Annotated in this window: 22 protein-coding genes and 1 pseudogene; 13 read left to right on the forward strand and 10 right to left on the reverse strand. The window is 70.7% G+C overall.

Features of this window, described 5'->3' with window-relative positions:
- Positions 1–31 precede the first annotated feature (31 nt).
- Positions 32–1,660, reverse strand: a complete 1,629-nt coding sequence (locus NRK68_RS30275; protein ID WP_257857959.1) for a PucR family transcriptional regulator — start codon at positions 1,658–1,660, stop codon at positions 32–34.
- A 615-nt stretch (positions 1,661–2,275) separates the two neighbouring features.
- Here NRK68_RS30275 and dnaK point away from each other — a divergent pair.
- From dnaK to NRK68_RS30320, 9 genes are all read left to right on the forward strand, one after another.
- Positions 2,276–4,186 carry a molecular chaperone DnaK gene (gene dnaK, locus NRK68_RS30280; RefSeq protein WP_183064340.1) on the forward strand — a complete coding sequence of 637 codons (1,911 nt, stop codon included), beginning with the start codon at positions 2,276–2,278 and terminating at the stop codon, positions 4,184–4,186.
- A gap of 9 nt (positions 4,187–4,195) precedes the next feature.
- Positions 4,196–4,813: a nucleotide exchange factor GrpE gene (locus tag NRK68_RS30285; protein ID WP_183064342.1), complete on the forward strand. Its 618-nt coding sequence runs from the start codon at positions 4,196–4,198 to the stop codon at positions 4,811–4,813.
- 6 nt (positions 4,814–4,819) lie between these two features.
- Complete coding sequence (locus NRK68_RS30290; RefSeq protein ID WP_183064344.1) at positions 4,820–5,770, forward strand: DnaJ C-terminal domain-containing protein; 951 nt, start codon at positions 4,820–4,822, stop codon at positions 5,768–5,770.
- Complete coding sequence (locus NRK68_RS30295; protein ID WP_183064346.1) at positions 5,767–6,174, forward strand: chaperone modulator CbpM; 408 nt, start codon at positions 5,767–5,769, stop codon at positions 6,172–6,174. The genes NRK68_RS30290 and NRK68_RS30295 overlap by 4 nt, the downstream gene beginning before the upstream one ends.
- Positions 6,165–8,804, forward strand: coding sequence for an ATP-dependent chaperone ClpB (gene clpB / locus NRK68_RS30300; RefSeq protein WP_183064348.1), 2,640 nt, complete (start codon positions 6,165–6,167; stop codon positions 8,802–8,804). The genes NRK68_RS30295 and clpB overlap by 10 nt, the downstream gene beginning before the upstream one ends.
- Complete coding sequence (trxA, locus tag NRK68_RS30305) at positions 8,801–9,259, forward strand: thioredoxin (RefSeq protein WP_183064878.1); 459 nt, start codon at positions 8,801–8,803, stop codon at positions 9,257–9,259. The genes clpB and trxA overlap by 4 nt, the downstream gene beginning before the upstream one ends.
- Before the next feature lie 74 nt (positions 9,260–9,333).
- Positions 9,334–9,597 carry a UBP-type zinc finger domain-containing protein gene (locus NRK68_RS30310; RefSeq protein ID WP_183064349.1) on the forward strand — a complete coding sequence of 88 codons (264 nt, stop codon included), beginning with the start codon at positions 9,334–9,336 and terminating at the stop codon, positions 9,595–9,597.
- A complete protein-coding gene (locus tag NRK68_RS30315; RefSeq protein ID WP_183064351.1) occupies positions 9,597–11,345 on the forward strand; it encodes an FAD-dependent oxidoreductase in 1,749 nt (582 codons plus the stop codon). Before NRK68_RS30310 ends, NRK68_RS30315 begins: the two co-directional genes overlap by 1 nt.
- 92 nt (positions 11,346–11,437) lie before the next feature.
- Positions 11,438–12,571, forward strand: coding sequence for a hypothetical protein (locus NRK68_RS30320; RefSeq protein ID WP_183064879.1), 1,134 nt, complete (start codon positions 11,438–11,440; stop codon positions 12,569–12,571).
- An 18-nt stretch (positions 12,572–12,589) separates the two neighbouring features.
- On the opposite strand, the gene NRK68_RS30325 is transcribed toward NRK68_RS30320, so the two are convergent.
- The 5 genes and pseudogenes from NRK68_RS30325 to NRK68_RS30345 form a co-directional block, all read right to left on the reverse strand.
- Positions 12,590–13,777: a PP2C family protein-serine/threonine phosphatase gene (locus NRK68_RS30325; RefSeq protein WP_257857960.1), complete on the reverse strand. Its 1,188-nt coding sequence runs from the start codon at positions 13,775–13,777 to the stop codon at positions 12,590–12,592.
- Positions 13,778–13,867: 90 nt separating this feature from the next.
- Positions 13,868–14,221: pseudogene (locus NRK68_RS30330) on the reverse strand (STAS domain-containing protein); the annotation flags it as partial.
- 90 nt (positions 14,222–14,311) lie between these two features.
- Complete coding sequence (locus NRK68_RS30335) at positions 14,312–14,674, reverse strand: helix-turn-helix transcriptional regulator (protein ID WP_257857330.1); 363 nt, start codon at positions 14,672–14,674, stop codon at positions 14,312–14,314.
- Positions 14,675–14,841: 167 nt separating this feature from the next.
- Entirely contained in the window at positions 14,842–15,336 is a 495-nt protein-coding gene (locus NRK68_RS30340) for a phosphate-starvation-inducible PsiE family protein (RefSeq protein ID WP_183064357.1), read from the reverse strand.
- Between the two features lie 108 nt (positions 15,337–15,444).
- On the reverse strand, positions 15,445–16,068 hold the full coding sequence (locus NRK68_RS30345; RefSeq protein ID WP_183064358.1) for a response regulator transcription factor: 624 nt from the start codon (positions 16,066–16,068) through the stop codon (positions 15,445–15,447).
- Positions 16,069–16,591: 523 nt separating this feature from the next.
- Here NRK68_RS30345 and NRK68_RS30350 point away from each other — a divergent pair.
- Positions 16,592–17,911, forward strand: a complete 1,320-nt coding sequence (locus NRK68_RS30350) for a hypothetical protein (RefSeq protein WP_183064360.1) — start codon at positions 16,592–16,594, stop codon at positions 17,909–17,911.
- Between the two features lie 158 nt (positions 17,912–18,069).
- Here the strand turns inward: NRK68_RS30350 and NRK68_RS30355 are convergent, their stop codons facing one another.
- From NRK68_RS30355 to NRK68_RS30365, 3 genes are all read right to left on the reverse strand, one after another.
- A complete protein-coding gene (locus NRK68_RS30355; protein WP_183064362.1) occupies positions 18,070–18,513 on the reverse strand; it encodes a DUF2267 domain-containing protein in 444 nt (147 codons plus the stop codon).
- 52 nt (positions 18,514–18,565) lie between these two features.
- Positions 18,566–18,961, reverse strand: coding sequence for a DUF2267 domain-containing protein (locus tag NRK68_RS30360; RefSeq protein WP_183064364.1), 396 nt, complete (start codon positions 18,959–18,961; stop codon positions 18,566–18,568).
- A 107-nt stretch (positions 18,962–19,068) separates the two neighbouring features.
- Entirely contained in the window at positions 19,069–19,503 is a 435-nt protein-coding gene (locus NRK68_RS30365) for an Hsp20/alpha crystallin family protein (RefSeq protein WP_031153625.1), read from the reverse strand.
- 128 nt (positions 19,504–19,631) lie between these two features.
- Between NRK68_RS30365 and NRK68_RS30370 the strand changes: the two genes are divergently transcribed.
- Both NRK68_RS30370 and NRK68_RS30375 read left to right on the forward strand, forming a co-directional pair.
- On the forward strand, positions 19,632–20,300 hold the full coding sequence (locus NRK68_RS30370; protein WP_183064365.1) for an HSP18 transcriptional regulator: 669 nt from the start codon (positions 19,632–19,634) through the stop codon (positions 20,298–20,300).
- A gap of 62 nt (positions 20,301–20,362) precedes the next feature.
- Positions 20,363–20,758 (forward strand): STAS domain-containing protein, encoded by a 396-nt coding sequence (locus NRK68_RS30375; protein WP_257857331.1) that lies wholly within the window; start codon positions 20,363–20,365, stop codon positions 20,756–20,758.
- 74 nt (positions 20,759–20,832) lie between these two features.
- Here NRK68_RS30375 and NRK68_RS30380 read toward each other — a convergent pair whose 3' ends face one another.
- Positions 20,833–21,201 (reverse strand): PRC-barrel domain-containing protein, encoded by a 369-nt coding sequence (locus tag NRK68_RS30380; protein ID WP_257857332.1) that lies wholly within the window; start codon positions 21,199–21,201, stop codon positions 20,833–20,835.
- A gap of 295 nt (positions 21,202–21,496) precedes the next feature.
- Here NRK68_RS30380 and NRK68_RS30385 point away from each other — a divergent pair, with 295 nt between their 5' ends.
- Positions 21,497–22,963, forward strand: coding sequence for an aminotransferase class I/II-fold pyridoxal phosphate-dependent enzyme (locus NRK68_RS30385; protein ID WP_257857333.1), 1,467 nt, complete (start codon positions 21,497–21,499; stop codon positions 22,961–22,963).
- Positions 22,964–23,112 lie beyond the last annotated feature (149 nt).

Genomic DNA, 23,112 nt, shown 5'->3' on the forward strand with positions numbered 1-23,112 from the left:
CAGCCATGGCGTCCGACAACTCTGGTGCGCTTCAGCCGGATCCTCCCAGCACGATCTTCCACACTCGGGTCGCCACCTGGAGATTGAGCCGGTCTTCGACGTTCGTGAGGTCGTTGCCGCTGATCTCACGGATGCGCTGCAGCCTGTAGCGCAGCGTGCTGCGGTGGATCGCGAGGGACGCGGCGGCCTCGTCGTAGTTGCCGCCGCAGTCGAAGTACCGGGAGAGGGTCTCCACCATGGTTGCGTGATGCCGGGAGTCGTAGTCGATGAGTTGCCCGAGCCACTCGTGGACGAACATCTCCAGTTCCTGGTGATCGGCGCCAGATCCCAGAATGCGGTACAGGCCGAGCTCGTCGAAGAAGGTCGTGCCGTACCGCTCGCGGGAATTGAGGCGCACTTCGAGGGCGCGCTGCGCCTCCCGGTAACGGTGGGGAATGTCGGGCACGGAGTCGGAGGGGGCGCTCACTCCGATCGTCCCGGATCGCGTTCCGGTCTCCCGGGCGAGCGCCTCGTGCAGTGCGTGAGCGTGCGGCCTGTCGTCAGCGACCAGGACTACGTGGCCGGAGCGTCGGGTCAGCAGCGAGCGCATGCCGACGGCAGAGGCCGCCCGGCCCACGGTACGGGCGAACGAATCGTCTGCGGCCCGGTTCGACCACTCCACGACGACGACATAGTGGCTGCGGTGCAGGTCGTGTCCGACGGCCTCGGACCGGGCGTAGGCACTCGCGGCGTCCGTCCCTGCCAGGAGGTCGTCGACCAGCTCACGGTGCAGCCTCAGCTCCACCTCGGCCAGATTGCGCAGGTGCGCCAGCTCCAGGGCGAGCGACGCGGCGGCGTGTTCCAGCACGAACACGGTGCGTTCGTCGGCCTCACCCAGGGCGTCCACCACCGCCAGCACGCCCAGGATCTCACCGTGTGGACGGACCAGAGCGATCAGCCGGTCCCTTATCCGTACGGGCCCGACCTCCCGGGCGACCGCGTGCAGCACGTCGTCCTGGCGGGCGGGGTCCGGTTCCGGGTAGGGGTCGGGCCGACCGGGACCCGACCAGGCCTTGAGCCGTCCGAAGCGGTCTTCGACCAGCGCCGGAAGTCCGGTGAGCTGATGCAGTGCGCGGGTGACGGCCTCCTCACCGCCGCCCGAAGCGGCGATGTCGGCCATGAGCGAGTGAACGGCCCGCTGGTTCCCCAACTCGGCCACCACGGAGATCAGCTGCTGCTGGAGAGTGGCACGTTCCTCCCTGACCCTGTAGAGCTCCAGCGCGTCCTCGCGTTGGCGGCGCTGCGCGAAGGCGACTGACAGAGCAGCAGCGGTGTGCCAGACGAGCGTGGCGAGCAGGGACCGCTGGGCCCCCGTGGGCTGGGTTCGGGAGGTCACCACCAGGTACCCGTGAAGTCTCTCCACCCCGCGTAGTCCCAAGGCCCAGCCCCAGGCCCAGTGGGGGACGGTCACAGGCCCGTCCTGCCCCTCCAGTTCCCGGACCCTCCGGTCCACGGATGCGGCATGGGCGTGCGCGTTCCTCGGGCTGGGGACCAGGTCGCCGTCGACCTGAAGGTATCCGGCTTCGGCACGGTACGGCCCGGCGGCGGCTATGTGGTGCATGGCCAGGCGCAGGATCTCGCCTTCGCTCGGGGCTTCGAACAGGGCGCGGGAGAGCTCCATCATGTCGCGGAGGGCATGGGCGGCCGGGCCCGCAGGGGACGGGCGCAGCTGTTCCCGCGCATCCGGGGGGCGCCGCCCGGCGCTCTCCGGCGGAAGGCCGCCCTCCGCGTCGGAGCAGCGGACAGACACGTTGTGTGACCGGCTGTCGGCCATGGGACAACTCCGTTCTCCCCAGAAGTCCGGGGAGGCGATCGTCTCTGCATCTACCCACGCGTGGCCGGCTCATCCGAGATGTCGGTTCTTCCCTCTCGTGCTCGTGGGGCTACCGGACCCGCGCACTTCTGACTCGTCAGGAGCAGGCGCGAAGGCACCATGCCAGCCATTCTGGGCAGGGTCTGGCAGCCTCTGCGGGCGCCGGCAGGAAGGACCGGGCGATGACCGGACGATCTCACAGGCCGGATGCCTCGTACAGGACGTACGAAGTAGCCGAAGGCGCTGTTGACCATCTCTCTGACCAGGGGTTTCCCAGGGAGGGCCGCGGGATCGTGACGGTCGCCGACGAGGCCGTGCGGCTGCTCGGCGGGCCGCGTACCACCGGCGGACATCCCACTCGTACCTGAACGAACGTGAGGCGGAGAGCCGGAGCAGGACCGCCGCACCGGGAGGAGACTTCTCATGGCCAAGGCAGTGGGTATCGACCTGGGTACCACGAACTCAGTGATCGCTGTGTGGGAGGGCGGCGAGCCGTCCGTGGTGCCCAACAGTGAGGGCAACCGCACGACACCGTCCGTAGTGGGCTTCACCGACACCGGTGAGCGACTGGTGGGCCAGCTGGCCCGGCGCCAGGCGATCCTCAATCCCAAGGGGACCATCTACTCGGCCAAGCGGTTCGTCGGCCGGCATTTCGACGAGATCTCCGACGAGGCCAGGGCAGTGGCCTACGACGTCGTCGAGGGCGACGGCGGCGCGGCCCGCTTCAAGGTGCGCGACAAGCTGTACGCACCTGAAGAGATCAGCGCCCAGGTGCTGCGCAAACTCGCCGACGACGCCTCCAAGCAGCTGGGGGAGCGGGTCACGGAGGCGGTCATCACGGTGCCCGCCTACTTCAACGACGCCCAGCGCACCGCCACCAAGGACGCCGGACGGATCGCGGGACTCGAAGTGCTGCGGATCATCAACGAGCCGACCGCGGCGGCCCTCGCGTACGGCATGGACAAGAAGCAGCACGAGACCGTCCTCGTCTTCGACCTGGGCGGTGGCACCTTCGACGTGAGCATCCTCGACGTCGGCGACGGCGTGGTGGAGGTGCGCTCCACCGCCGGTGACAGCCACCTGGGCGGCGACGACTTCGACCGGCGTCTGGTGGACTACCTGGCGGACGACTTCCAGAAGGAGAACGGCATCGACCTGCGCAAGGACCCGCAGGCGTTGCAACGCCTCTTCGAGGCGGCGGAGAAGGCCAAGACCGAGCTGAGTTCGGTGACCCAGACGCAGGTCAGCCTGCCGTTCGTCACGGCCGATGCCTCAGGCCCCAAGCACCTCACCGACTCGATCATGCGGTCCACGTTCGAGCAGATCACCGCCGACCTGGTGGAGCGGTGCCTGGGACCGGTCCAGCAGGCCATGGCCGACGCCAAGGTCGGCGAGAGCGACATCGACGAGGTCATTCTCGTCGGCGGTTCCACCCGCATCCCCGCCGTCCAGGCCCTCGTGCGCCGGCTGACCGGCGGCAAGGAACCCAACATGAGCGTCAACCCCGATGAGGTCGTGGCCCTGGGCGCCGCGATCCAGGCCGGGGTGCTCAAGGGCGAGGTCAAGGACGTCCTGCTGCTCGATGTCACGCCCCTGTCGCTCGGTGTGGAGACGCGCGGCGGCGTGATGACGAAGATCATCGAGCGGAACACCACCATCCCGGTGCGCCGCTCCGAGACCTTCTCCACTGCCGAGGACAACCAGCCGGCGGTCGATGTGGTGGTCCTCCAGGGCGAGCGCGAGCGGGCCGCGGACAACCGGGTGCTCGGCCGGTTCCAGCTCACCGACATCCGGCAGGCGCCGCGGGGCGAGCCGCAGATCGAGGTCACCTTCGACGTCGACGCCAACGGCATTCTCGAGGTCAAGGCCCGGGACCGGGACACCGGCAAGGAACAGGGCATCACCATCAGCGAGAGCTCCAACCTGGACCGCAGCGAGGTCGAACGCATGGTCCAGGAGGCGGAGAGCAACCGTGGCCAGGACCAGGCGCTGCGCGAGGCCGTCGATGCCCGCAACGAGCTCGACGCCGTTGCGTACCAGGTCGAGAAGCGCCTCGCCGAGCTGGGCGACGCCGCACCCGCGCACGAGAAGGCACGCGCCGAGATGCTCGTGTCGGATGCCCGGGCGGCGGTCAAGGAGGAGGCGGGCGCGGAGCGGGTGCGGCCCCTGACCTCCGAACTCCAGCAGGTCCTGGCCGGGCTGGTGGCGCATCAGGGCGGTGCCGCCACGGGAGGTGCCGCCACGGGCGGTCCGGGCCAGGACACCACCCAGGGCGGTGCGACCGGCGGTGGCGGTGACGACGACGTCATCGACGCCGAGTTCGCAAAGGACTGAGGACCCGTCATGCCGATCCACTCCAGGGAACCCGACCCGGCCGTGCAGGACCGGACCGGCCCGGCTCCGGAGGGCACCGAACGCCCTCCCCGCGGGGACCTTCCGCCCTCGGGCCCGCCGGCAGGGCCGGGGTCTGTCACGGACGAGGAACCCGGCCCCGACGCGGCCGGCGGCCCCCCGCCGTCCGAGGACGCGCACACCACGGCGATCCGGGAGCTGGAGGACCGCTGGCGGCGCGCACTCGCCGACCTCGACAACCTCCGCAAGCGTCATGCCAGGGAGCTGGAACGGGAGCGGACCGCTGAGCGTTCCCGTACGGCCGCCGCCTTCCTGCCCGTCCTGGACAACCTCGAACTCGCCCTGGCCCACGCCGGAGCGGACTCCGGCGCGATCGTGGAGGGCGTACGGGCCGTACGCGATCAGGCGGTGAACGTCCTGGAACTGCTCGGCTACCCGCGGCACGCGGAGACCGGCATCGCCTTCGACCCGGCCCGGCACGAGGTCGTCGCCGTCGTCGAGGACCCCGACGCGGAACCGGGGACAGTCGTCGAGGTGCTGCGCCCGGGCTACGGGGCCGGCGAGCGGCAGCTCAGGCCGGCCGCCGTGACGGTCGCGAAACGGGAGTGACCGGTCATGGCACGGGACTTCTACGACGTGCTGGGCGTGTCGCGGACCGCGAGCCAGGACGAGATCCAGCAGGCATATCGCAAACTCGCCCGCAAGAACCACCCCGACGTCAACAAGGACCCGGGGGCGGAGGAACGCTTCAAGGACCTCAACGAGGCGTACAGCGTCCTGTCGGATCCGAAGACCCGGGCCCGCTACGACCGCTTCGGCGAGGACTTCCGAAAGATCCCCGAGGACTTCGACGAACGGGCCGCGGCCGGCGCGGGCGGCTTCCGTGCCCGGCGGACCGCAGGCGGAGAAGGCCCCCGCGTCCGGTACGCCACCGGCTTCGGCGACGGCTTCGGGGCGGACGGTGTCGACATCGAGGACCTGCTCGGCTCGATGTTCGGAGCAGGCGCCGCACGCGGCGGTGTACCGGGAGCCGACCAGGAGGCCGAGCTGCCGCTCACCGTGGAGGAGGCGTTCACGGGCGGCCCTCGCACCGTCACGCTCGCCGGTCCCGCCGGTCAGCCGCGGCGGTACGAGGTCAACGTGCCGCCGGGCGTCACCGACGGGCAGCGCATCCGGCTGGCGGGGGAGGGTGGCCTGGGAAGTGGTGACGCCCCCGGAGGTGACCTGTACCTGCGGGTGCGTATCCGGCCCCACCCACAGTTCCGGCTGGACGGCCGCGATGTCCACGTCCAGGTACCGGTCACTCCCTGGGAGGCGGCCCTGGGCGCGACCGTACCGGTGCCCACCCCTGGCGGTGGCACGGCCAAGGTCGCAGTGCCGGCGGGCTCGTCCAGCGGCCGGCGACTGCGGCTGCGCGGCGAGGGCATGCCCAACCCGCGCGGCGCCGAAGGCGACCTGTACGCCGAACTCCGTGTCATGGTGCCGCCCACCCTGGGCGACCGGGAGCGCGAACTGTTCGAGGAGCTGGCCGCCACCTCCTCGTTCGATCCCAGGAGGACGCGATGAACGAACGACCGTCGGGAGCGGCAGGCACCGGCCGGGCCGGCGTGGGCGACCGTCCGGTACGAACGGGCGTTGGCATCACCGCCTCGACGGCCGTCCGGTACGCGCTCGTGCCCGTCCACAGACTCTCCCTGGACGCCGTGGCCCGTCTCTCGGGCCTCCACCCCGACCTGATCCGCCGGTTCGTCGCCCTCGGACTGGTCGATGCCGACCGCGACGCGGCGGGGCACCTGGTGTTCGACCCCACGGCCCCGGCGGTGCTCGCCCGCATTCAGCGGCTGCGCTCCGGACTCTGCCTCAACTACGCCTCGATCGGCCTGGTGCTCGACCTGCTCGATCGCATCAGCCTGCTCGAAGCCGCCCTGCGCGGCCGCGGCCCGAGGAGTGATACACCCCCATGGACATGAATCGTCTCACCCAGAAGTCCCAGGTAGCCCTCCAGGAAGCCCAGACCGCAGCCGTCGGCATGGGGCAGACCGAGGTCGACGGGGAACACCTGCTGCTCGCACTCCTCGATCAGGAGGACGGTCTGATCCCGCGGTTGCTGCAGCAGGCCGGCAAGGAGCCGAGCGCACTGCGCGAGGCCGTGCGTGAGGAACTCTCCCGTCGTCCGAAGGTCACCGGCCCCGGAGCCTCACCCGGCCAGGTCTTCGTCACCCAGCGCCTCGCCCGCCTGCTCGACGCCGCCGAACGGGAGGCCAAACGCCTCAAGGACGAGTACGTGTCCGTGGAGCACCTCCTGCTCGCCCTGGCGGAAGAGGGCTCCTCGACCAAGGCCGGGCGTCTGCTCAAGGAGGCCGGCATCACCAGGGACTCGTTCCTGAGCGCGCTCACCCAGGTCCGCGGCAACCAGCGCGTCACCTCCGCCAACCCCGAAGTCGCCTACGAAGCCCTGGAGAAGTACGGCCGAGACCTGGTCGTGGAGGCCAGGGCCGGCAGCCTCGACCCGGTCATCGGCCGGGACGCCGAGATCCGCCGCGTCACCCAGATCCTCAGCCGCAAGTCCAAGAACAACCCCGTCCTCATCGGCGACCCGGGCGTCGGCAAGACCGCCATAGTCGAGGGCCTCGCCCAGCGCATCGTCCGCGGCGACGTGCCCGAAGGACTCCGCGACAAGATCGTGTTCGCCCTGGACATGGGCTCCCTGGTCGCCGGGGCCAAGTACCGCGGCGAGTTCGAGGAACGCCTCAAGGCCGTGCTCAGCGAGGTCAAGGCCGCCCAGGGAGGCATCCTGCTCTTCGTCGACGAACTGCACACCGTCGTGGGCGCGGGCGCCGCCGAAGGAGCCATGGACGCGGGCAACATGCTCAAGCCGATGCTCGCGCGCGGAGAACTCCACATGATAGGCGCCACCACCCTCGACGAGTACCGCAAGCACATCGAGAAGGACGCCGCCCTCGAACGCCGCTTCCAGCAGGTGGTGGTCGACGAGCCGAGCGTGGAGGACACCATCTCCATCCTGCGAGGACTGCGCGAGCGGCTGGAGGTCTTCCACGGAGTGAAGATCCAGGACACCGCGCTGGTCTCCGCGGCCACCCTCAGCCACCGCTACATCACCGACCGGTTCCTGCCCGACAAGGCCATCGACCTCGTGGACGAGGCGTGCGCCCGGCTGCGTACCGAGATCGACTCCATGCCCGCCGAACTCGACGAGATCACCCGCCGCGTCACCCGCCTGGAGATCGAGGACGCCGCCCTCTCGAAGGAGACCGATCCCGCCAGTGAGGCCCGCCTGGGGGAGCTGCGCAGGGAACTGGCCGACCTGCGCGCCGAGGCCGACGCCAAGCACGCCCAGTGGGAGGCCGAGCGGCAGGCGATCCGCCGCGTGCAGGAACTGCGCCAGGAACTGGAACAGGTCCGCCACGAGGCGGAGGAGGCCGAACGCGCCTACGACCTCAACCGTGCCGCCGAACTCCGCTACGGCCGCCTCCGGGACCTGGAGCGCCGACTTGCCGCGGAGGAGGAGCAACTGGCCGCCAAACAAGGGCAGAACCGGCTGCTGCGCGAGGTCGTCACCGAGGAGGAGATCGCCGAGATCGTCGCCGCCTGGACCGGCGTCCCCGTCGCCCGCCTCCAGGAAGGCGAACGCGAGAAGCTGCTGCGCCTCGACGAGATCCTGCGCGAGCGCGTCATCGGCCAGGACGAGGCCGTCAAGCTCGTCGCCGACGCCATCATCCGCGCCCGCTCCGGCATCCGCGACCCTCGCCGCCCCATCGGCTCGTTCATCTTCCTCGGCCCCACCGGCGTCGGTAAGACCGAGTTGGCCAAGACCCTCGCCCGGGCGCTGTTCGACTCCGAGGAGAACATGGTCCGGCTCGACATGAGTGAGTACCAGGAGCGGCACACCGTCAGCCGGCTCATGGGCGCACCGCCCGGATACGTCGGCTACGAGGAGGGCGGGCAGCTCACCGAGGCCGTACGCCGCAAGCCGTACTCGGTCGTGCTGTTCGACGAGATCGAGAAGGCGCACACCGATGTCTTCAACACTCTGCTGCAGATCCTCGATGACGGCCGCATCACCGATGCTCAGGGCCGCACCGTCGACTTCCGCAACACCGTGATCATCATGACGTCCAACATCGGCTCCGAGCACCTCCTCGACGGCGCCACCGCCGAGGGTGAGATCAAGCCCGACGCCCGTGCGCTGGTGATGGGCGAGCTGCGCGGACACTTCCGCCCGGAGTTCCTCAACCGCGTCGACGACATCGTGCTGTTCAAGCCGCTCGGTGAGCGGCAGATCGAGCGGATCGTGGAGCTGCAGTTCGGCGAGCTGCGGCAACGGCTCGCCGAGCGTCGCATTTCCGTGGAACTCACGGACACGGCACGGGAGCTGATCGCGCACCAGGGCTACGACCCGGTGTACGGGGCCCGGCCGCTGCGGCGCTACATCTCCCACGAGGTCGAGACGCTGGTCGGTCGCGCTCTGCTGCGCGGCGATGTCCAGGACGGCGCGACGGTGCGTGTCGACGCCGAGCACGGAGAGCTGGTGGTCACTTACGACCAGCAGGAGGAGGCTTGGGAAGCGAGGGCGGCGTGAACACCACCCGGACGACGACGGTGACCTGCCCGAACTGCGGGCGTGGCAACCGGATTCCCGTGGCCGCCGAGGGACGGCCCAGGTGCGGCCACTGCAAGCAGCCGCTGCCCTGGCTCGTGGACGCCGGCGATGACGACTTCGCCGAGGTCGTGGAGCGGGCATCCGTGCCTGTGGTCGTCGACCTCTGGGCCACCTGGTGCGGCCCCTGCCGCATGGTCAGCCCCGCCCTCGAACAGGTCGCCCGCGACCTCGCCGGACGGATCAAGCTCGTCAAGGTCGATGTCGACAGGAACCCACAGCTCAGCCGTCGGTTCGAAGTGCAGGCCGTTCCGACCCTCCTCGTCCTGAACAAGGGCGAGACGATCGCCCGGCAGGCCGGCGCGGCACCCGCACACGTTCTGCGCGCATGGGTCGAGCAGGCGATGGCGGCCCGACAGACCACTGCAGGAGGGTGAGGACGACGGTGCGGTCACGTCACCTTGAGAGCCCCACGACCGCAATGCCGACATCGACCGGAAGGAGAACCCTCATGGCTACGATCCCCGACCCGCACTTGGCGATGGTGCGACCGGTCACGCCGCGTACCCCCGAGGCCTGCGAGGAGTGCCTCAAGGAGCACTCCCCGTGGGTGCACCTGCGCCTGTGTCTCACCTGCGGACACGTCGGCTGCTGCGACTCCTCGCCCCTCAAGCACGCCAGGCGGCACGCGGGGAGCGCCGGTCACCCCATCGTGCGGTCCTTCCAGCCGGGGGAGGACTGGCGCTGGTGCTTCGTTCACGAGGCCCTGGTCTGATGAGCACGACCGAGCACAACCATGGTGCGGTCCGCGAGACACCTGACCGGTACGGGGCGTTTCCGCGTCTGACACCGGAGCAGCTTCAGGACCTGACCGCGCACGGTGAACGCCGCAGGGTCGCCGAGGGCGAGGTGCTGTACCGCGAGGGTGAGCCGTTCCGGGAATTCCTCGCGATCCTCAGCGGGAGCGTCGAGATCCTCCACGACCACGGTGGGCCCGAGGAGCGCACGGTGGCCGTGCACGGGCCCGGCAGGTTCCTCGGTGAACTCGGGCTGCTGGAGGGCCAGGCCGCGTTCGACACCGCAGTGATGCGCCAGACCGGCGAGGTCCTGGCTGTGACGGTGGAGCGGCAGCGCGCGCTGGTCGATCGCGAGCCCGTCCTCGGCGACCTGATCCTCCGTGCCTATCTGGGCCGCAGGTATCTGCTCATCGGCCTCGGCGCAGGCTTCCGGATCCTGGGGTCGTGCTATTCACCGGACACGTTGCGGCTGCGTGAGTTCGCCGCCCGTAACCGGCTCCCCCACCGATGGGTGGATCTGGAGAAGGACAAGGAGGCCGATGCGCTGCTGCGCCGGTTCTCGATCCGCCCCGAGGAGACCCCGGTGGTCCTCTGGAAGGGGGAGCGGGTGCTGCGCAATCCGAGCAACGCCGAACTCGCCCGGCTCATCGGTCTGCCCGCCCCCTCGCCGGAGGCTGCGCGGTGCGACGTGATGGTGGTGGGGGCGGGCCCCGCGGGACTCGCCGCCTCGGTGTACGGCGCCTCCGACGGCCTCACCACGGTCACCGTCGACGCGGTGGCCACCGGAGGCCAGGCCGCCACCTCGTCCCGCATCGAGAACTACCTCGGCTTCCCGTCGGGCATTTCCGGGGGCGAGCTCATCGAACGCGCGGTGCTCCAAGCCCACAAGTTCGGCGCCCGCCTCATGGTGCCGGCCCAGGTCACGGGGCTCACCCCGCAGGATGACGAGTACGTCGTCACCTTCACAGACGGGTCCCGGGTGCGGGCGGGCGCCGTGGTGCTCGCCTCGGGTGTGTGGTACCGCAGGCTCGAGGTCCCGGACATCGACCGCCTGGAGGGCGTCAGCGTCTACTACGCGGCGACCGTCCACGAGGCCAGTCTCTGCCGGGCGGATCCGGTCGGCGTGGTGGGTGGCGGCAACTCCGCCGGGCAGGCATCGCTGTTCCTCGCGGACCACGCGTCCAGGGTCCATCTCCTCGTCCGGGGCGGCGACCTCAACGCCGACATGTCGCGTTACTTGGTGGATCAGGTGGAACGGCATCCGAAGATCGAGGTCCTGCTCCACACCGAAGTCCGGGGCGTCTCCGGGGAGGAGGGGCTGGAGTCGTTGGTCGTGGAGGACAACGCAAGCGGTGAGCGCCGCGAGCTGCGGGCCGCAGCGCTGTTCGTGTTCATCGGGGCCCGGCCACGCACGGATTGGCTCAAAGGCGTACTGGCCCTGGACGAGAAGGGTTTCGTCCTCACCGGCGCCGACGCCCGGGCGGCGGCCGACGCGTCCCGGTGGGACTCGCTGGGCCGCGGTCCGCTGCTGCTGGAGACGACCCTTCCGGGGGTTTTCGCAGTCGGCGATGTCAGGAGCGGTTCGGTCAAGCGAGTGGCCTCGGCCGCCGGTGAGGGGGCCATGGCTATTCGCTTCGTGCACGAGCACCGGGAGGTGACGGGCAATCTGGTCCGCTCCGCAGGCTCTGAAGGGTCTCGGCCGGCGACGGGTCGGCCGGTGGCCTGACGGTGACCGCCCCTGACGGCCCCGACAGGCGGCCCGAAGGCAGCCTGGGGGCACCTGCGATCGTGGAGGTAGCCGACGAGAAGGGTCGGGTCATGCATATGTCGCCTCAGGACGTCACGGTCGTAGCCCTTCTGGCGGATCCGGACGCGCCGACGGAGATCGCGGAGCGCATGGCCCGGGCCCTTTCCGCTCGGCTCGCCGAAAGGTCCGGCCAGGGGCGGCGGTTCGACGTCAAGGTGATCAGTGAGCCCTTCACCGCGGGGACCGAGGATCCGCACACCTTGATGCGCCGGATCAAGGACCGCGGAAGTGCGGAGGACTGGGACATCGTCGTGGCCCTCACTGACCTTCCGCTGCACTCACACGGGCGCAGGCTCGCTGTGGACCTGAGTCACGAACACGGGTTGGCGCTGCTTTCACTTCCTTCTCTGGGAGGTTTGCGCCTGCAGACGAGGGCCCGGCGGGCCGTGGAGGAAGCCGTGCTGGGCTTGGCGGGGCTGCGGGACACCGGTGCTGAGGGGCGACCGCGAAGTCAACGGCATCCGGGACCGCCTGCCGTTCGTCTCACGGCCCTTCCTCCGGGCCAGGCCGGTGAGGAGGGGACTGCCGATCTGCGGTACGTCGTCAGCGGGCCACGCGGCTACCTGCGGGTGCTCGCCGGTATGGTCCGTGCCAACCGGCCTTGGCGCTTGGTCCCGGGCCTGTCGAAAGCTCTGGCGGCCGCGCTCGCCACGGGAGCGGTCGCCACCGTGAACTCCACCGTCTGGAGTCTGGCCGAGGCCCTGAGTGCACCGCGCCTCGTGATCGCCATGGTCGGCTCCGTCGCGCTCATGATCGGCTGGCTGATCGTGGACGCGGAGCTGTGGCATCGCCCACCTGAGGGTTCGCCGGAGGCGAGCCAGCGGGCGCGGCTCTACAACGCGTCGACGGTCCTGACGGTAGGCATCGGGGTGCTCGTCTGCTATGTGGGTCTGCTGCTCATCAACGTCGTGTGGGCGCTGTTCATCCTCAATGACCAGGTGTTCGCTGCGATGACACGGGAACCGCTGGACGCAGCGGAGTACTGGACGTTGTCATGGTTCGTCGCTTCGACTGCGACAGTGGGCGGTGCGCTGGGCTCCGGCTTGGAGAGCGACGAGGCCATCCGGGCAGCCGCCTACTCCAAGCGGGAGCAGGAACGACGCCAGATGGCAAGGGACGACCACGGTGACCAGCGGGTGACCTGAACCCACACCGGCGCGGGCTCACCTCGCCGGCCCGGCCTGTTCACCCTCTGCGGTCGTCGGCCCGCGCCAGTCCAGGCACAGGACGGTGGCGTCGTCCTTGGGCGGCCGGCCCCCGTAGGCGTCGGTGACCGCGCCGACCAGAGTGCGTACGACCTCGCGTGGATGCTCGGCCGCGGTCTTGCGCAAAAGGGCCGGCAGGTTCACGCTCACGGCGTCGCGTTCCTGCATGCCGTCCGTGTGCAGCAGGAGGCGGTCGCCGGGGCGCAGGTCGAGGTCTTGGACCTGGTAGGTGCCCTGCGAGGGGAGGCCGAAAGGCAGGTTGACGGCCAGGGGCAGTTCGGTGACGGTGCCGTCGCGCAGGAGGTAGGGCCAGGGGTGGCCGGCGTTGACGAGCTGGGCGCGGGTGCCGTCCAGGGCGACGCGCAGGAGTTGTCCGGTGGCGATGCTGTGGAGGCCGTGGTCGACGAGGGCCTGGTGGGTCCGGCGGGCCTGTTCTGCGAGGGCGCATCCGGCGCGGCGGGCGCCGCGGGAGGCGTTGACGAGGAGCGTGGCCATGAGCGAGGCGGCCACGTCGTGGCCCATGGCGTCGGTGATGGACAGGTGCAGGGTGTGGCTGTCGAGGCTGTAGTCGTAGGTGTCGCCCGCGATGTCGGAGGCGGGGACCAGGGCGCCGGCCAGGGTGAACTCGGGGGCTTCGCAGCAGGAGGCGGAGGGCAGGAGCTGGCGCTGGATCTCCGCGGAGAGGCTGACCGGTCCGGTGCGGTTGCCCCAGTGGTAGAGGTCGGTGAAGCGGCGGTCGGTCACGATGATGTACGCGAGCGCGTGTGCGGCCTCCTGGACCTGGAGACGTACTTCTGGTGGGGCCTGGGCGAGGAACAGTTCCAGGACGCCGATGGTGTCGCCGCGGTTGGTGACCGGGGCGAGCACCCGGTACCCGTCCTGGCCGTCCGTGGCCACCACGAGGACCTGGCTGCGCAGCACGTCGTCGTAGACGCTGCTGCCCGCGAGAGGGACCTGTTCGGCCGGCTGCTGCCCGGGCTCGGCGGCTGTGTCGTGGACCCGTAGCAGGCGCCGGCCGACGATGTCGACGAACAGGAACGACACGTACCTGGCGTCGAACCGGTCGCGCAGATTGCGGGCCACCACGTCGAGAGAGTGCACGGGCGCGCCGCTCTCGGCCGCCGCCAGCACCTGGCCCAGCCCGATCCGATCACGCGGCGCAGTCGCCTCCCCGGATGTGGACACGACCTCATTTTTTCCGGGGGGCGGGGGCCAGGTGGGGACGGTCAGCATGTGCTGGACCCCGCTCAGGCGCAGGAGGCGGGCCACCGGCCGGCTGAGGGCGGTCAGCACCAGCGTTTTCCCGGTCTCCAGGGCCAGCTGGTCCAGGTCCAGCAGGATGTGCAGGCCGGTGGTGTCGCAGAAGGTGACGGCGGACAGGTCGACGTCGAGGCCGTCGCGGCTGGAGTTCATGGCTGCGATGAGGTCGGCGCGCAGACCGTTGCCGTCGTGCACGTCGATCTCGCCGCGCACACGGGCCAGCACCCGGTGCGTCCCCGGCACGAGAACCACACCGGCGACGGAAGGGGGCAGGGTGCCGCTGATGTGCTGCGCCGCAGTGACCGGCACTCGGTCGGGGAAGGAGGTCATGCCCTGCTCCTTCACACCCCGATACCTCGGGAAGAAGGCCTGGCAGGGGGCGGTGGCACGGCGGGCGCGGGTCCCGCGCGCGTTTGCGGGTCAGCCGTGTTGTTCGCGCTCACGGTATTCACCGTCCGTGGAAGGGTGGCCGGTCGCTCCGGCCCGGGGGTCGAGGCCGACCAGCAGGTGCAGGAGGTTCGCGATCTCGTGGCGGCCCTCGGCCGGATGGCGGAAGAGGGTCCCGGGCGTGACCTGGTAGTGGTTGCGGCGGCCGCGGCGTACCCGGGTGAGGTATCCGGCGGTCTCCAGGTCCCGGACGATGGCCCCGGCCGCCCGTTCCGTGAGCCCGCAGCTGCCGGCCAGATCACGAAGCCGGATCTCCGGATCGCGCAGGATCATGGCGAGGATCCGGGCGTGGTTCGTGACGAACGTCCAGCTGGTGCGGGCCTCCACCGACTCCATGTCCGAAATTATACGATTTGCGATTCCGGTTTCGCCAGTCCCGAACCCGAAATCGTGCGACGCGCTCACATCGGTGCCGCCTACGACGCTGCCGGGGTCGGCGGTCTTCGCTCCTGAGGCGGAGCGGCTCGCCGAGGCGCCGGGATGGTTGACGGCTTCCGCGACGCTCAGTGGCGTGCCTCCTGGGGTGAGAAGTAGTCTCCCGGCCGGGTCGAGCGCCGCCACACGTACACCGCTGTCGCCATGACGAGGATCAGCCCCGTGAGGATGAGCAGTTCGATCCCTTCGACTTCCCACCGGAAGGACTTCTCCGCCTCGGCCGTCACGATGAGCACCTTGCGGACGCCGGCGATCAGGCCGACGACGAGGAACGGCTCCGCGTCGAGGGTCTGGTTCCTGATGGTGAGGCGGACGGTGTGGAGCAGCTCGGCCACGATGAAGAGCACCAGGCTGCTGTCCAGGGCGGAGAGAACGATCGTCTCCTCACGGTACGGCCCCTGGATCGCCTTGACGACGTCCTGCACGACCCCGACGGTCAGGAGCCCCGCGAGCAGTACCAGGAGCGCCGCGACGACGAGGTGAATGCCGTCCTCGATGAGCTGTAGGAGGCTCTGTACCCGGTCGCCCTCGTTCTTCGGGAGAGTGGATCGCACAGTCCCCATGCTAGGGGCGGGCCGGTCCGCGGGCGCGGCGTGCTGCCGAATGTGCGGGCGGGTGGATCCCGCACTGTTGGGGGCGTGCCGGCCGCGCCCCGGCGCGGCTCCGCCGGGTCACAGGGCGCCGTGCCGGAAGGCGTAGGCCACCGCCTGGGTGCGGTTGCGCAGGCCCAGCCGACCCGTCACCCCGCTGATCACCTGCTTGATCGTACGCTCGGAGTAGTTCAGCCGGCGCCCGATGTCCGCGGTGTCCAGGCCCTCCGCGAGCAGCCGCAGCACCTCCACCTCCCTGGTCCCCAGCCCCGAGAAGGTGAGCCCGGCGGGTTCCAGCACGCTGCTACGCAGGCCGAGCACCTGGTCGATGAGTGTTCCTTGGAGCCCGGACGGCAGTACGGCGTTGCCCCGGGCCGTCTCCCGGACGGCCTCGGCCACCGCGTCGAATCCCGCTGCGGTGCGTGCCACCACGCTGCGCAGCCCGTGTTGCACGGCGGGCAGGACATACCGGTCGGGGACCTCGCCGGTCACCAGCACTGCCCCGGCTCCCGGTTCGTGCGCGTCGGCGGCCAGCGAACGCAGGAGATCCAGGGTGGCGCCGGTGAACCGGTCCGCGAAGACGAGGTGAACATCGGCCCGGTGCCGCTCCGCAGCAGGCAGGGGCCGCAGCCCGGCATAGTCGCGCAGCCGCGCCCGCGCGCCCTCTGCCGTCAAGGCGTCCTCGGCGGTCACCAACACGCCCACCGGCCCGCCCCGGGGGCTACCGTGCCGCGAGACGTCGGGCGCGGACCTGCGGCTGCGCGGGGGCACTGCCGCTCCTACGCCGTCGGCGGGAACGGATGAGGCGGCCGGAGCCTGGACGGGGAGGGTGAGGAGCACGGGGGTGCACCGCCGATCTGGTGTCCGGGCCGACGGCCGGTACCGGGCCCGCGGGAGGGGTTGTTGCGGCCGCGCGGCCGGCCTGCGCGGCGAACCACCACGGCCGCCGCCGCGGTCTCTCCCACCCTGCCCCGTTCCACCTGGCATCGGCTTGGCATCCGCTTGGCGTCTGCCTGCCGCGACGGGAACTGCCTCGTCCGAGCGTGCGGTTCCCCTCTGCGCCCGGCTCTGCCCGAACGGACACGGGAGGGTGTCCGATCAGGCCCCGCACGCCGCACCGAGCCGGAATCGAATATTCCGTCGGATGGAATGGGGCGACCGGTGACCGGTGACCGGCGGCCGACCAGGCGGCCATCGGCCCGCAACACCACTTCGAGGAGACACCACCATGGCACTCGCCTGCGGCCACGACGCCCCCGCCTACGGCCTCCCGGTCTGCGAGCACATCCGGACCGCGACCGACGAGGTCGACTTCTCCCTCCATTACACCGGGCACGGCAACGAGCACCAGCGGATATGCGCCCTTTGTCGCGAAGAAGCCGAGCACGGTCGGCCGGTCGCCGCCGGCCGCATCTGTGAGGACTGTTCGGACACCTCGTACGGGAGCGTGGTCGACGCCGTCGGGCGACCTGAGATCATCGACGCCTCCCGCCCCGTCCCGGGGGCCGGACCTCTGGTCCCGTTCCCCGCGGGAACGGGTACGGTCCTGGACCTCGCTCCCACGGAGCGGGGACTGCTGCTGCTCGCGGCCGACGGGCGGATTCTGCTGTGGGACGCCGAGGCGGGCTGCTGCACGCATCTGGCCACCACCGGTGTCACCGTGCCGGCCGATGCGAAGCCATGGAGCGGGCACGACAAGGCCCTGCGGCTGCACGCCTCCCGCAACGGCCGGTTCGCCGCCGTCGTCGTCGACTTCGGCCGCACCGGCGAGGTGATCGACCTGACCACCGGAGCGGTCACCACGGTCCTGGAGAACGACGGGTACCACAGCGAGACCGTCCCCTACTCCCTCCTGTTCACCGAGCACGCCGGCCGCGACGTCGTCCTGCACCGCACCCGGTGGAACCGGATCGCGGGCACGGACCCGGCGACCGGCGAGCCCGTCCTGCCGATGCCGAAGTCCGAGAAGGAGGCCGCCTGGGCGCACAGTTTCCACGGCGCGCTCCACCTCAGCCCGGGCGGCACCCGCCTGGCTTCGGACACCTGGGTGTGGCACCCGCTGGGCCAGCCCGTCACCTGGAACCTCGCCCGGTGGTTCGCCGACGGAGAGGCGGCGTGGAACGGCGAGCAGCCCGCCGTCGAATTCCTGCGGCTGCCTCCTTGCGAGTACCACTGGAACCGGCCCATGGTCTGGCTGGACGAGGCGCGGATCGTCCTCGGCGGGCTCGGAGACGACGACGAGGCAGTGGTCCCCGGCGCCCGCGTCTTCGACGTCACCCGCATGGTCGACCTCGGAGTCCACGGCTCATTGCCCGACGAGACGGCGACGTTCGGAGGCCCGGAAGGCCGCTTCTTCGCCGCCGACGGCCTGCTGTACTCGGCAGGCGGACCCGGCCTGGAGATCTGGGACCCCACCTCCGGCGCCCGCATCGGTTCCGTCCCCGGTTTCCACCCCACCCACCACGACGCCGTCCGCCGCGAACTCGTCCAGCTCACCGCGGACGGCGTCCGCCGCCGCCCGACGACCGAAAGCCTGCCCACCGGCTGATGGACGGAGGCCCGTGTGCTGGCGGACAGCCACCCTCCTGGGTCCGCTTCCACGGTCGGCGGCTCAGATACCGGGGAGCCCGGCCAGGGCGGCACCCGGCCCGGAGCACGCCCCGGCCGGTTGGCCGGGGCGTGCCGGGTGGGGCCGACCGGCCGGGTTCAGGCAGCCGGCTGGGGCTGGCGCAGTTCGGCCTGGCCGAAGAGGAGCGCGTAGCCGCCCGGGAGCCCGCGAAGGATGCGGCCGAGCAGGTCGGGGCCGGCGAGGCGGGAAACGACGGCGAGTACCGCGCCGGTGTCCCAGCGGGCGACGGCCGGGGTCGTGCCGGCGCGGGCGGCCATCTCTTTGACGAAGCCCCATCCGGTGAGTTGTTCGGTGTCGGGGACCTGGGCGGTCAGGGTGAGGGCGGCTTCGACGGGCAGGGCCTGGGCGAGGTCGACGCGTTCGTCTCCGACGAGCTGGCGGCCGAGGGCGGCGAGGACCGTGCGGACGGCTTCTTCGGCGCGTTCGCGGGTGGGGTAGGCGCCTTCGTAGCGCACTCGTTCCAGCATCTGATCGAACGTCATGGCCGCGAAGGACGGGTTCGGTTGAGGCTGGGCGTACATGGTGCTGCGGTTGCCTTTCTCTTCGAAGGTTCGTTCCGGCCGGTGCCGGCGGTCAGGTGGGCTGGGGGTGGCCGAAGAGGAGGTCGTAGCCGGGCGGGAGCTGGAGCAGGACGTCGTGCATGAGGGTGTCTCCGGCGGCTGCGGCCACGGTGGAGAGGACGGCGCCGATGTCCCACAGGGCCGTTTTCTCGGTGGCGCCTTCGATCCAGGCAGCGGTCGCGCGGACGAAGCGTTCGGGGGAGAGCGGCTCCGCGGCCTGCAGGGGGTTGAGAAGGATCAGGGCGTAGGTCTCGGGGAGCCGGGCGGCGAGCTCGGCCCGCACGGTGCCGACGAGGTGTGCGCCCAGCAGGGCCAGGACGACGCGGGCAGCGCGTTCCGCTTCTTCCCGGGTCCGGTACTCGCCGCGTTCCTGGACGTGTTCCAGGAACGCTTCCCGGCGCATCGACATCTCACGTCACCTCCAGGGGAGGGGGTGAAAGGGGGGAAGGGGTGCGGAGGACGGGGGTGCCGGAGGGGGATCGGGTCCCCCGTCCTCCGCCGCCGGTGCAGGCCTGGTCAGCCGGAGATCTGCTTGCGGCCGGACTCGCCGCCGATGGCGATCTTCCGCGGCTTGGCGCGCTCGGCGATCGGGATCCGCAGGGTCAGGACACCCGCGTCGTAGTCGGCCTCGATGTGCTCGGTGTCGAGGGTGTCGGCCAGCATGACCTGGCGGGAGAAGACGCCCAGGGGCCGCTCGGAGAGTTCCATCTGCACGCCGTCGGACTTCCCCGCGGGCCGGCGTTCGGCCTTCACCGTGAGCATGTTCCGTTCGACGTCGATGTCGATCGCCTCGGTGCTGACTCCGGGGAGGTCGAAGGCGATCACGTACGTGTCGCCCTGGCGGTAGGCGTCCATCGGCATCACGGACGGCTTCGACCAGGTCCCGGACGTGCCGGACAGCTGCTGGACGATGCGGTCCATCTCGCGGAACGGGTCGGTGCGCATCAACATCGCGAAACACCTCCAGTTGGTTCAGGCAGAAACTGCCAATGCGCTTCAACGTGCTTCCGTTGTAACATGTCATCGAAGTGATGACAAGCAGGGAGTCATCGATTGGATGACATATGACGGAGAGTGTCATGAACGAGGCCGCACAACCCCGCGCACAGATCCCCTTCCTTGCCGCCGCCACGGCGCTGGAGGCCATTGCCCAGGCCGTAAGGGATGCGCAACAGCCTCCCGCGGGCGCATCGACGGGCGAAGCGGCGCACGCACCGGACTCGGGGCCGGACCCGGCTCTGGCCGCGCTGCTGATGCTCCGCGAGGTCCGTGAGCAGCTCGCCGGCTGGGAGAGCGGGCTGATCGAAACCGCCCGGGGGCAGGGCGCGAGCTGGGCCGACCTCGCCGGCCCCCTCGGGGTGGCCAGTCGCCAGGCCGCCGAACGCCGCTACCTGCGCCTACGCCCCGGCGCTGCCGGAAGCACCGGCGAGCAGCGGGTCCAGGCCACCCGCGACACCCGCGCCGCCGACCGCACCGTGAAGGGCTGGGCCCGTGACAACGCGGCCGACCTGCGTCGGCTCGCAGGCCAGGTCACCGCCCTCACCGGTCTCCCCGCCAGCGCCGATTCCGCCGTCGGCGACCTGAACTCGGCTCTCGCCGACAACGACGCTTCCCGCCTCGTGCGCCCGCTGGCCGACACCCGGCCTCATCTGCGGCCGGAGGATGCCGAGCTCGCCGAACGCATCGACGTACTGACCCGGCACGCCGACCAGCTCCGCCAGGACACGCACGACCAGCGCAGCATGTGATCCGCACCCGAACCCTCGGCCGGCGTCGGGACCAGGCCCGTCGGCCCAAGGAGTGATCCACCATGCCCGAACACCCTCCCCGGGAGGCCGGCGGGAACGGCATCGCCGTGGACGACCTGGACCACATGGTCGCGGTCCGGCCCGTCGGAGAGATCGACATCGAGACGGCACCCTCCCTCCGGCTCGCCCTCGCCGAAGCTCTCGCCCACGCCTCGTCGGCCAAGCCCGTGGTGGTCGACTGCAGCCGCCTCACCTTCTGCGACTCCTCGGCACTCAACGCACTTCTCGCCGAGCGACGGGCAGCCCAGGAGACCGGCACCGTGATCCGCCTGGCAGCCCCCAACCGCCAGCTCCGGCGCCTCCTGGAGATGACCGGCGCCCTGCCCCTGTTCCCCGTGGACGCCGACCCGCCGGCCAACGGCCGCATTCCGACCGGACACCCCGACGCCATGCGGTAGGCAGGACCCCACCACGCAGCCGGTCCCGGCACCCACAGGGGTGCCGGGACCGGCTGCGTGGTGGGGGATCGGGATCAGGCGGGGCGGCCGCCGAAGGGAGCGCCGGTGCCGTAGTACGTGCCCAGCTCCTCCCGGTATCCGGTGTCGCCGAGGTGCTTGTCCCGGTGGAACTCGGGGGCGTTCTTGATCTGTTCCTTGGTGCGGTCGACGAAGACCTTCTGGTCGTCCGTGTCGATCCTGACGACCGTGCCGGCCGGGAGCAGGACCTCCTTGCCGAAGATCCATACGCCGGTGTCCACCACGAGGTAGGCGTCACCGACCTCGTCGGAGTGCTTGTCGACCTTGCCGATGCTGCCGTCGGTCGCCTCGACCTTGTAGCCGGTCAGATCGGTACCGGCCAGGCGGCCCGCGGTCGGCTGGTAGCTCCACACATGCTCAGTCACGCGAAAAACAACTCCTCCGGTCGACGGGAGGCGGCGCAGTGGCGAACTCTCCACCGCTCCTCCCTGTTCCGTACGTCGTGTTCGGCGGTTGTGCTGCATTCCGCCCGGACTCCGCCTTCCCTGCCGTTGCGGCTTCACGCACCCGCATCGAAAGATGGGACCGGGCGGCCGTCGGTCATGGGAGTGGAGCAGGTTCCCGGTACTGCGCTTCGCCTAACGGATACTGGCGATACCCGAGGACGCCACCGCCGTTGGATGTCCGTTTTCGCCGACGGCCTCGGGGCAGGCGCGAGACATGGACCAGTCGAAGGCCCCGGTACTCGATGCGTTGGCCGCCTACCACGAAAGCCGTCAGACCCCGTTCACGCCCCCGGGACACAAACAGGGCCGGGGCGCCGACCCCAGGGTGCGGGCCGTGCTCGGCGAAGCGGTGTTCCGGTCCGATGTGCTCGCCACCAGCGGCCTGGACGACCGCACGTCGTCCAACGGCGTCCTGGAGGAAGCCCAAGCGCTGATGGCGGACGCCGTCGGGGCGGACCACGCGTTCTTCTCGACTTGCGGCAGCTCACTGTCGGTGAAGTCGGCCATGCTGTCGGTCGCCGGGCCGCACGAGAAGCTGTTGGTCGGCCGGGACGCGCACAAATCCGTGGTGTCAGGCCTGATCCTCTCGGGCATACGGCCCGTCTGGGTGGATCCGCAGTGGGAGGCCGAGCTCCACCTCGCCCACCCGCCGACCGCCGGGGCATTCGAGGCGGCCTTCGCCGAGCACCCCGACGCCCGCGGCGCACTGGTGACCACACCGACCCCCTACGGCACCTGCTCGGACCTGGCCGCCATTGCCGAAATCTGCCACCGTAGGGGCCGGCCCCTGATCGTCGACGAGGCATGGGGCGCCCATCTGCCCTTCCACCCCTGCCTTCCCACGTGGGCCATGGACGCCGGCGCCGACGTGTGCGTCACCTCCGTCCACAAGATGGGCTCCGGTCTCGAACAGAGCTCCGTCTTCCACCTCCAGGGCGACCTGATCCGGCCGGAGGTGCTCAAGAGCCGTGAGGACCTCCTGGGGACCACCAGCCCCTCGTCGCTCGTCTATGCGGCGCTGGACGGCTGGCGCCGGCAGATGGTCGAACAGGGCGAGGCCCTCTACGACCACGCTCTCGCCCTCGCTCAGAAGACCCGCGAGCGGATCTCCCGTATCGACGGGATGCACGTGCACGGCCGTGACGACTTCTGCGGGCCTGGCCGGGCGGCGGACATGGACCCCCTCCAGATCATCATCGACATCAGCGCGTGGGAGGTCACCGGCTACCGCGCGGCCGACTGGCTGCGGGACAGGCACCGCATCAACCTCCACGTCGCCGACCACCGCCGTATCAGCGCACAGCTCACCCACGCCGACGACAGCGACACGGTGGAGGCGCTTCTGGCGGCCCTGACCGACCTGGCCGCGCACGCTGCCGAGCTCCGGACCGGACAGCCCGTGGAGGTCCCGCCGCCGTCGCGGCTCAGGCTGGAGCAGGCGGTGCTGCCCCGTGACGCCTTCTTCGGCCGGACGGAGCAGGTGCCCTGGCAGGAGGCGGACGGTCGGGTCGCGGCCGAAATGCTGACGCCGTACCCCCCGGGCATTCCGGCGGCCCTGCCTGGCGAGCGCCTCACCGGAGATGTTCTGCGCTACCTGCGGACCGGCGTGCAGGCCGGGATGGTTGTGCCGGACGCGGTCGACACGGAGGTCACGAGCGTCCGCGTGCTCCGCGAAGAGTGACCACGGCGCGGACGGGACAAGTGATGCGGCGCCGGCTCCTTCCGGCGCGCGGGTCGACAGGAGGGCGGTGGGCACGCACCACCGCTCCGCTGTCGGCGCAGATGCCCGGAAGGCAGCTGAGGCGGGTGAGAAGCACCTGGCCGCAGTTT

The sequence above is a fragment of the Streptomyces yangpuensis genome (assembly GCF_024666385.1).
GTDB classification, from domain to species: Bacteria; Actinomycetota; Actinomycetes; order Streptomycetales; family Streptomycetaceae; genus Streptomyces; species Streptomyces yangpuensis.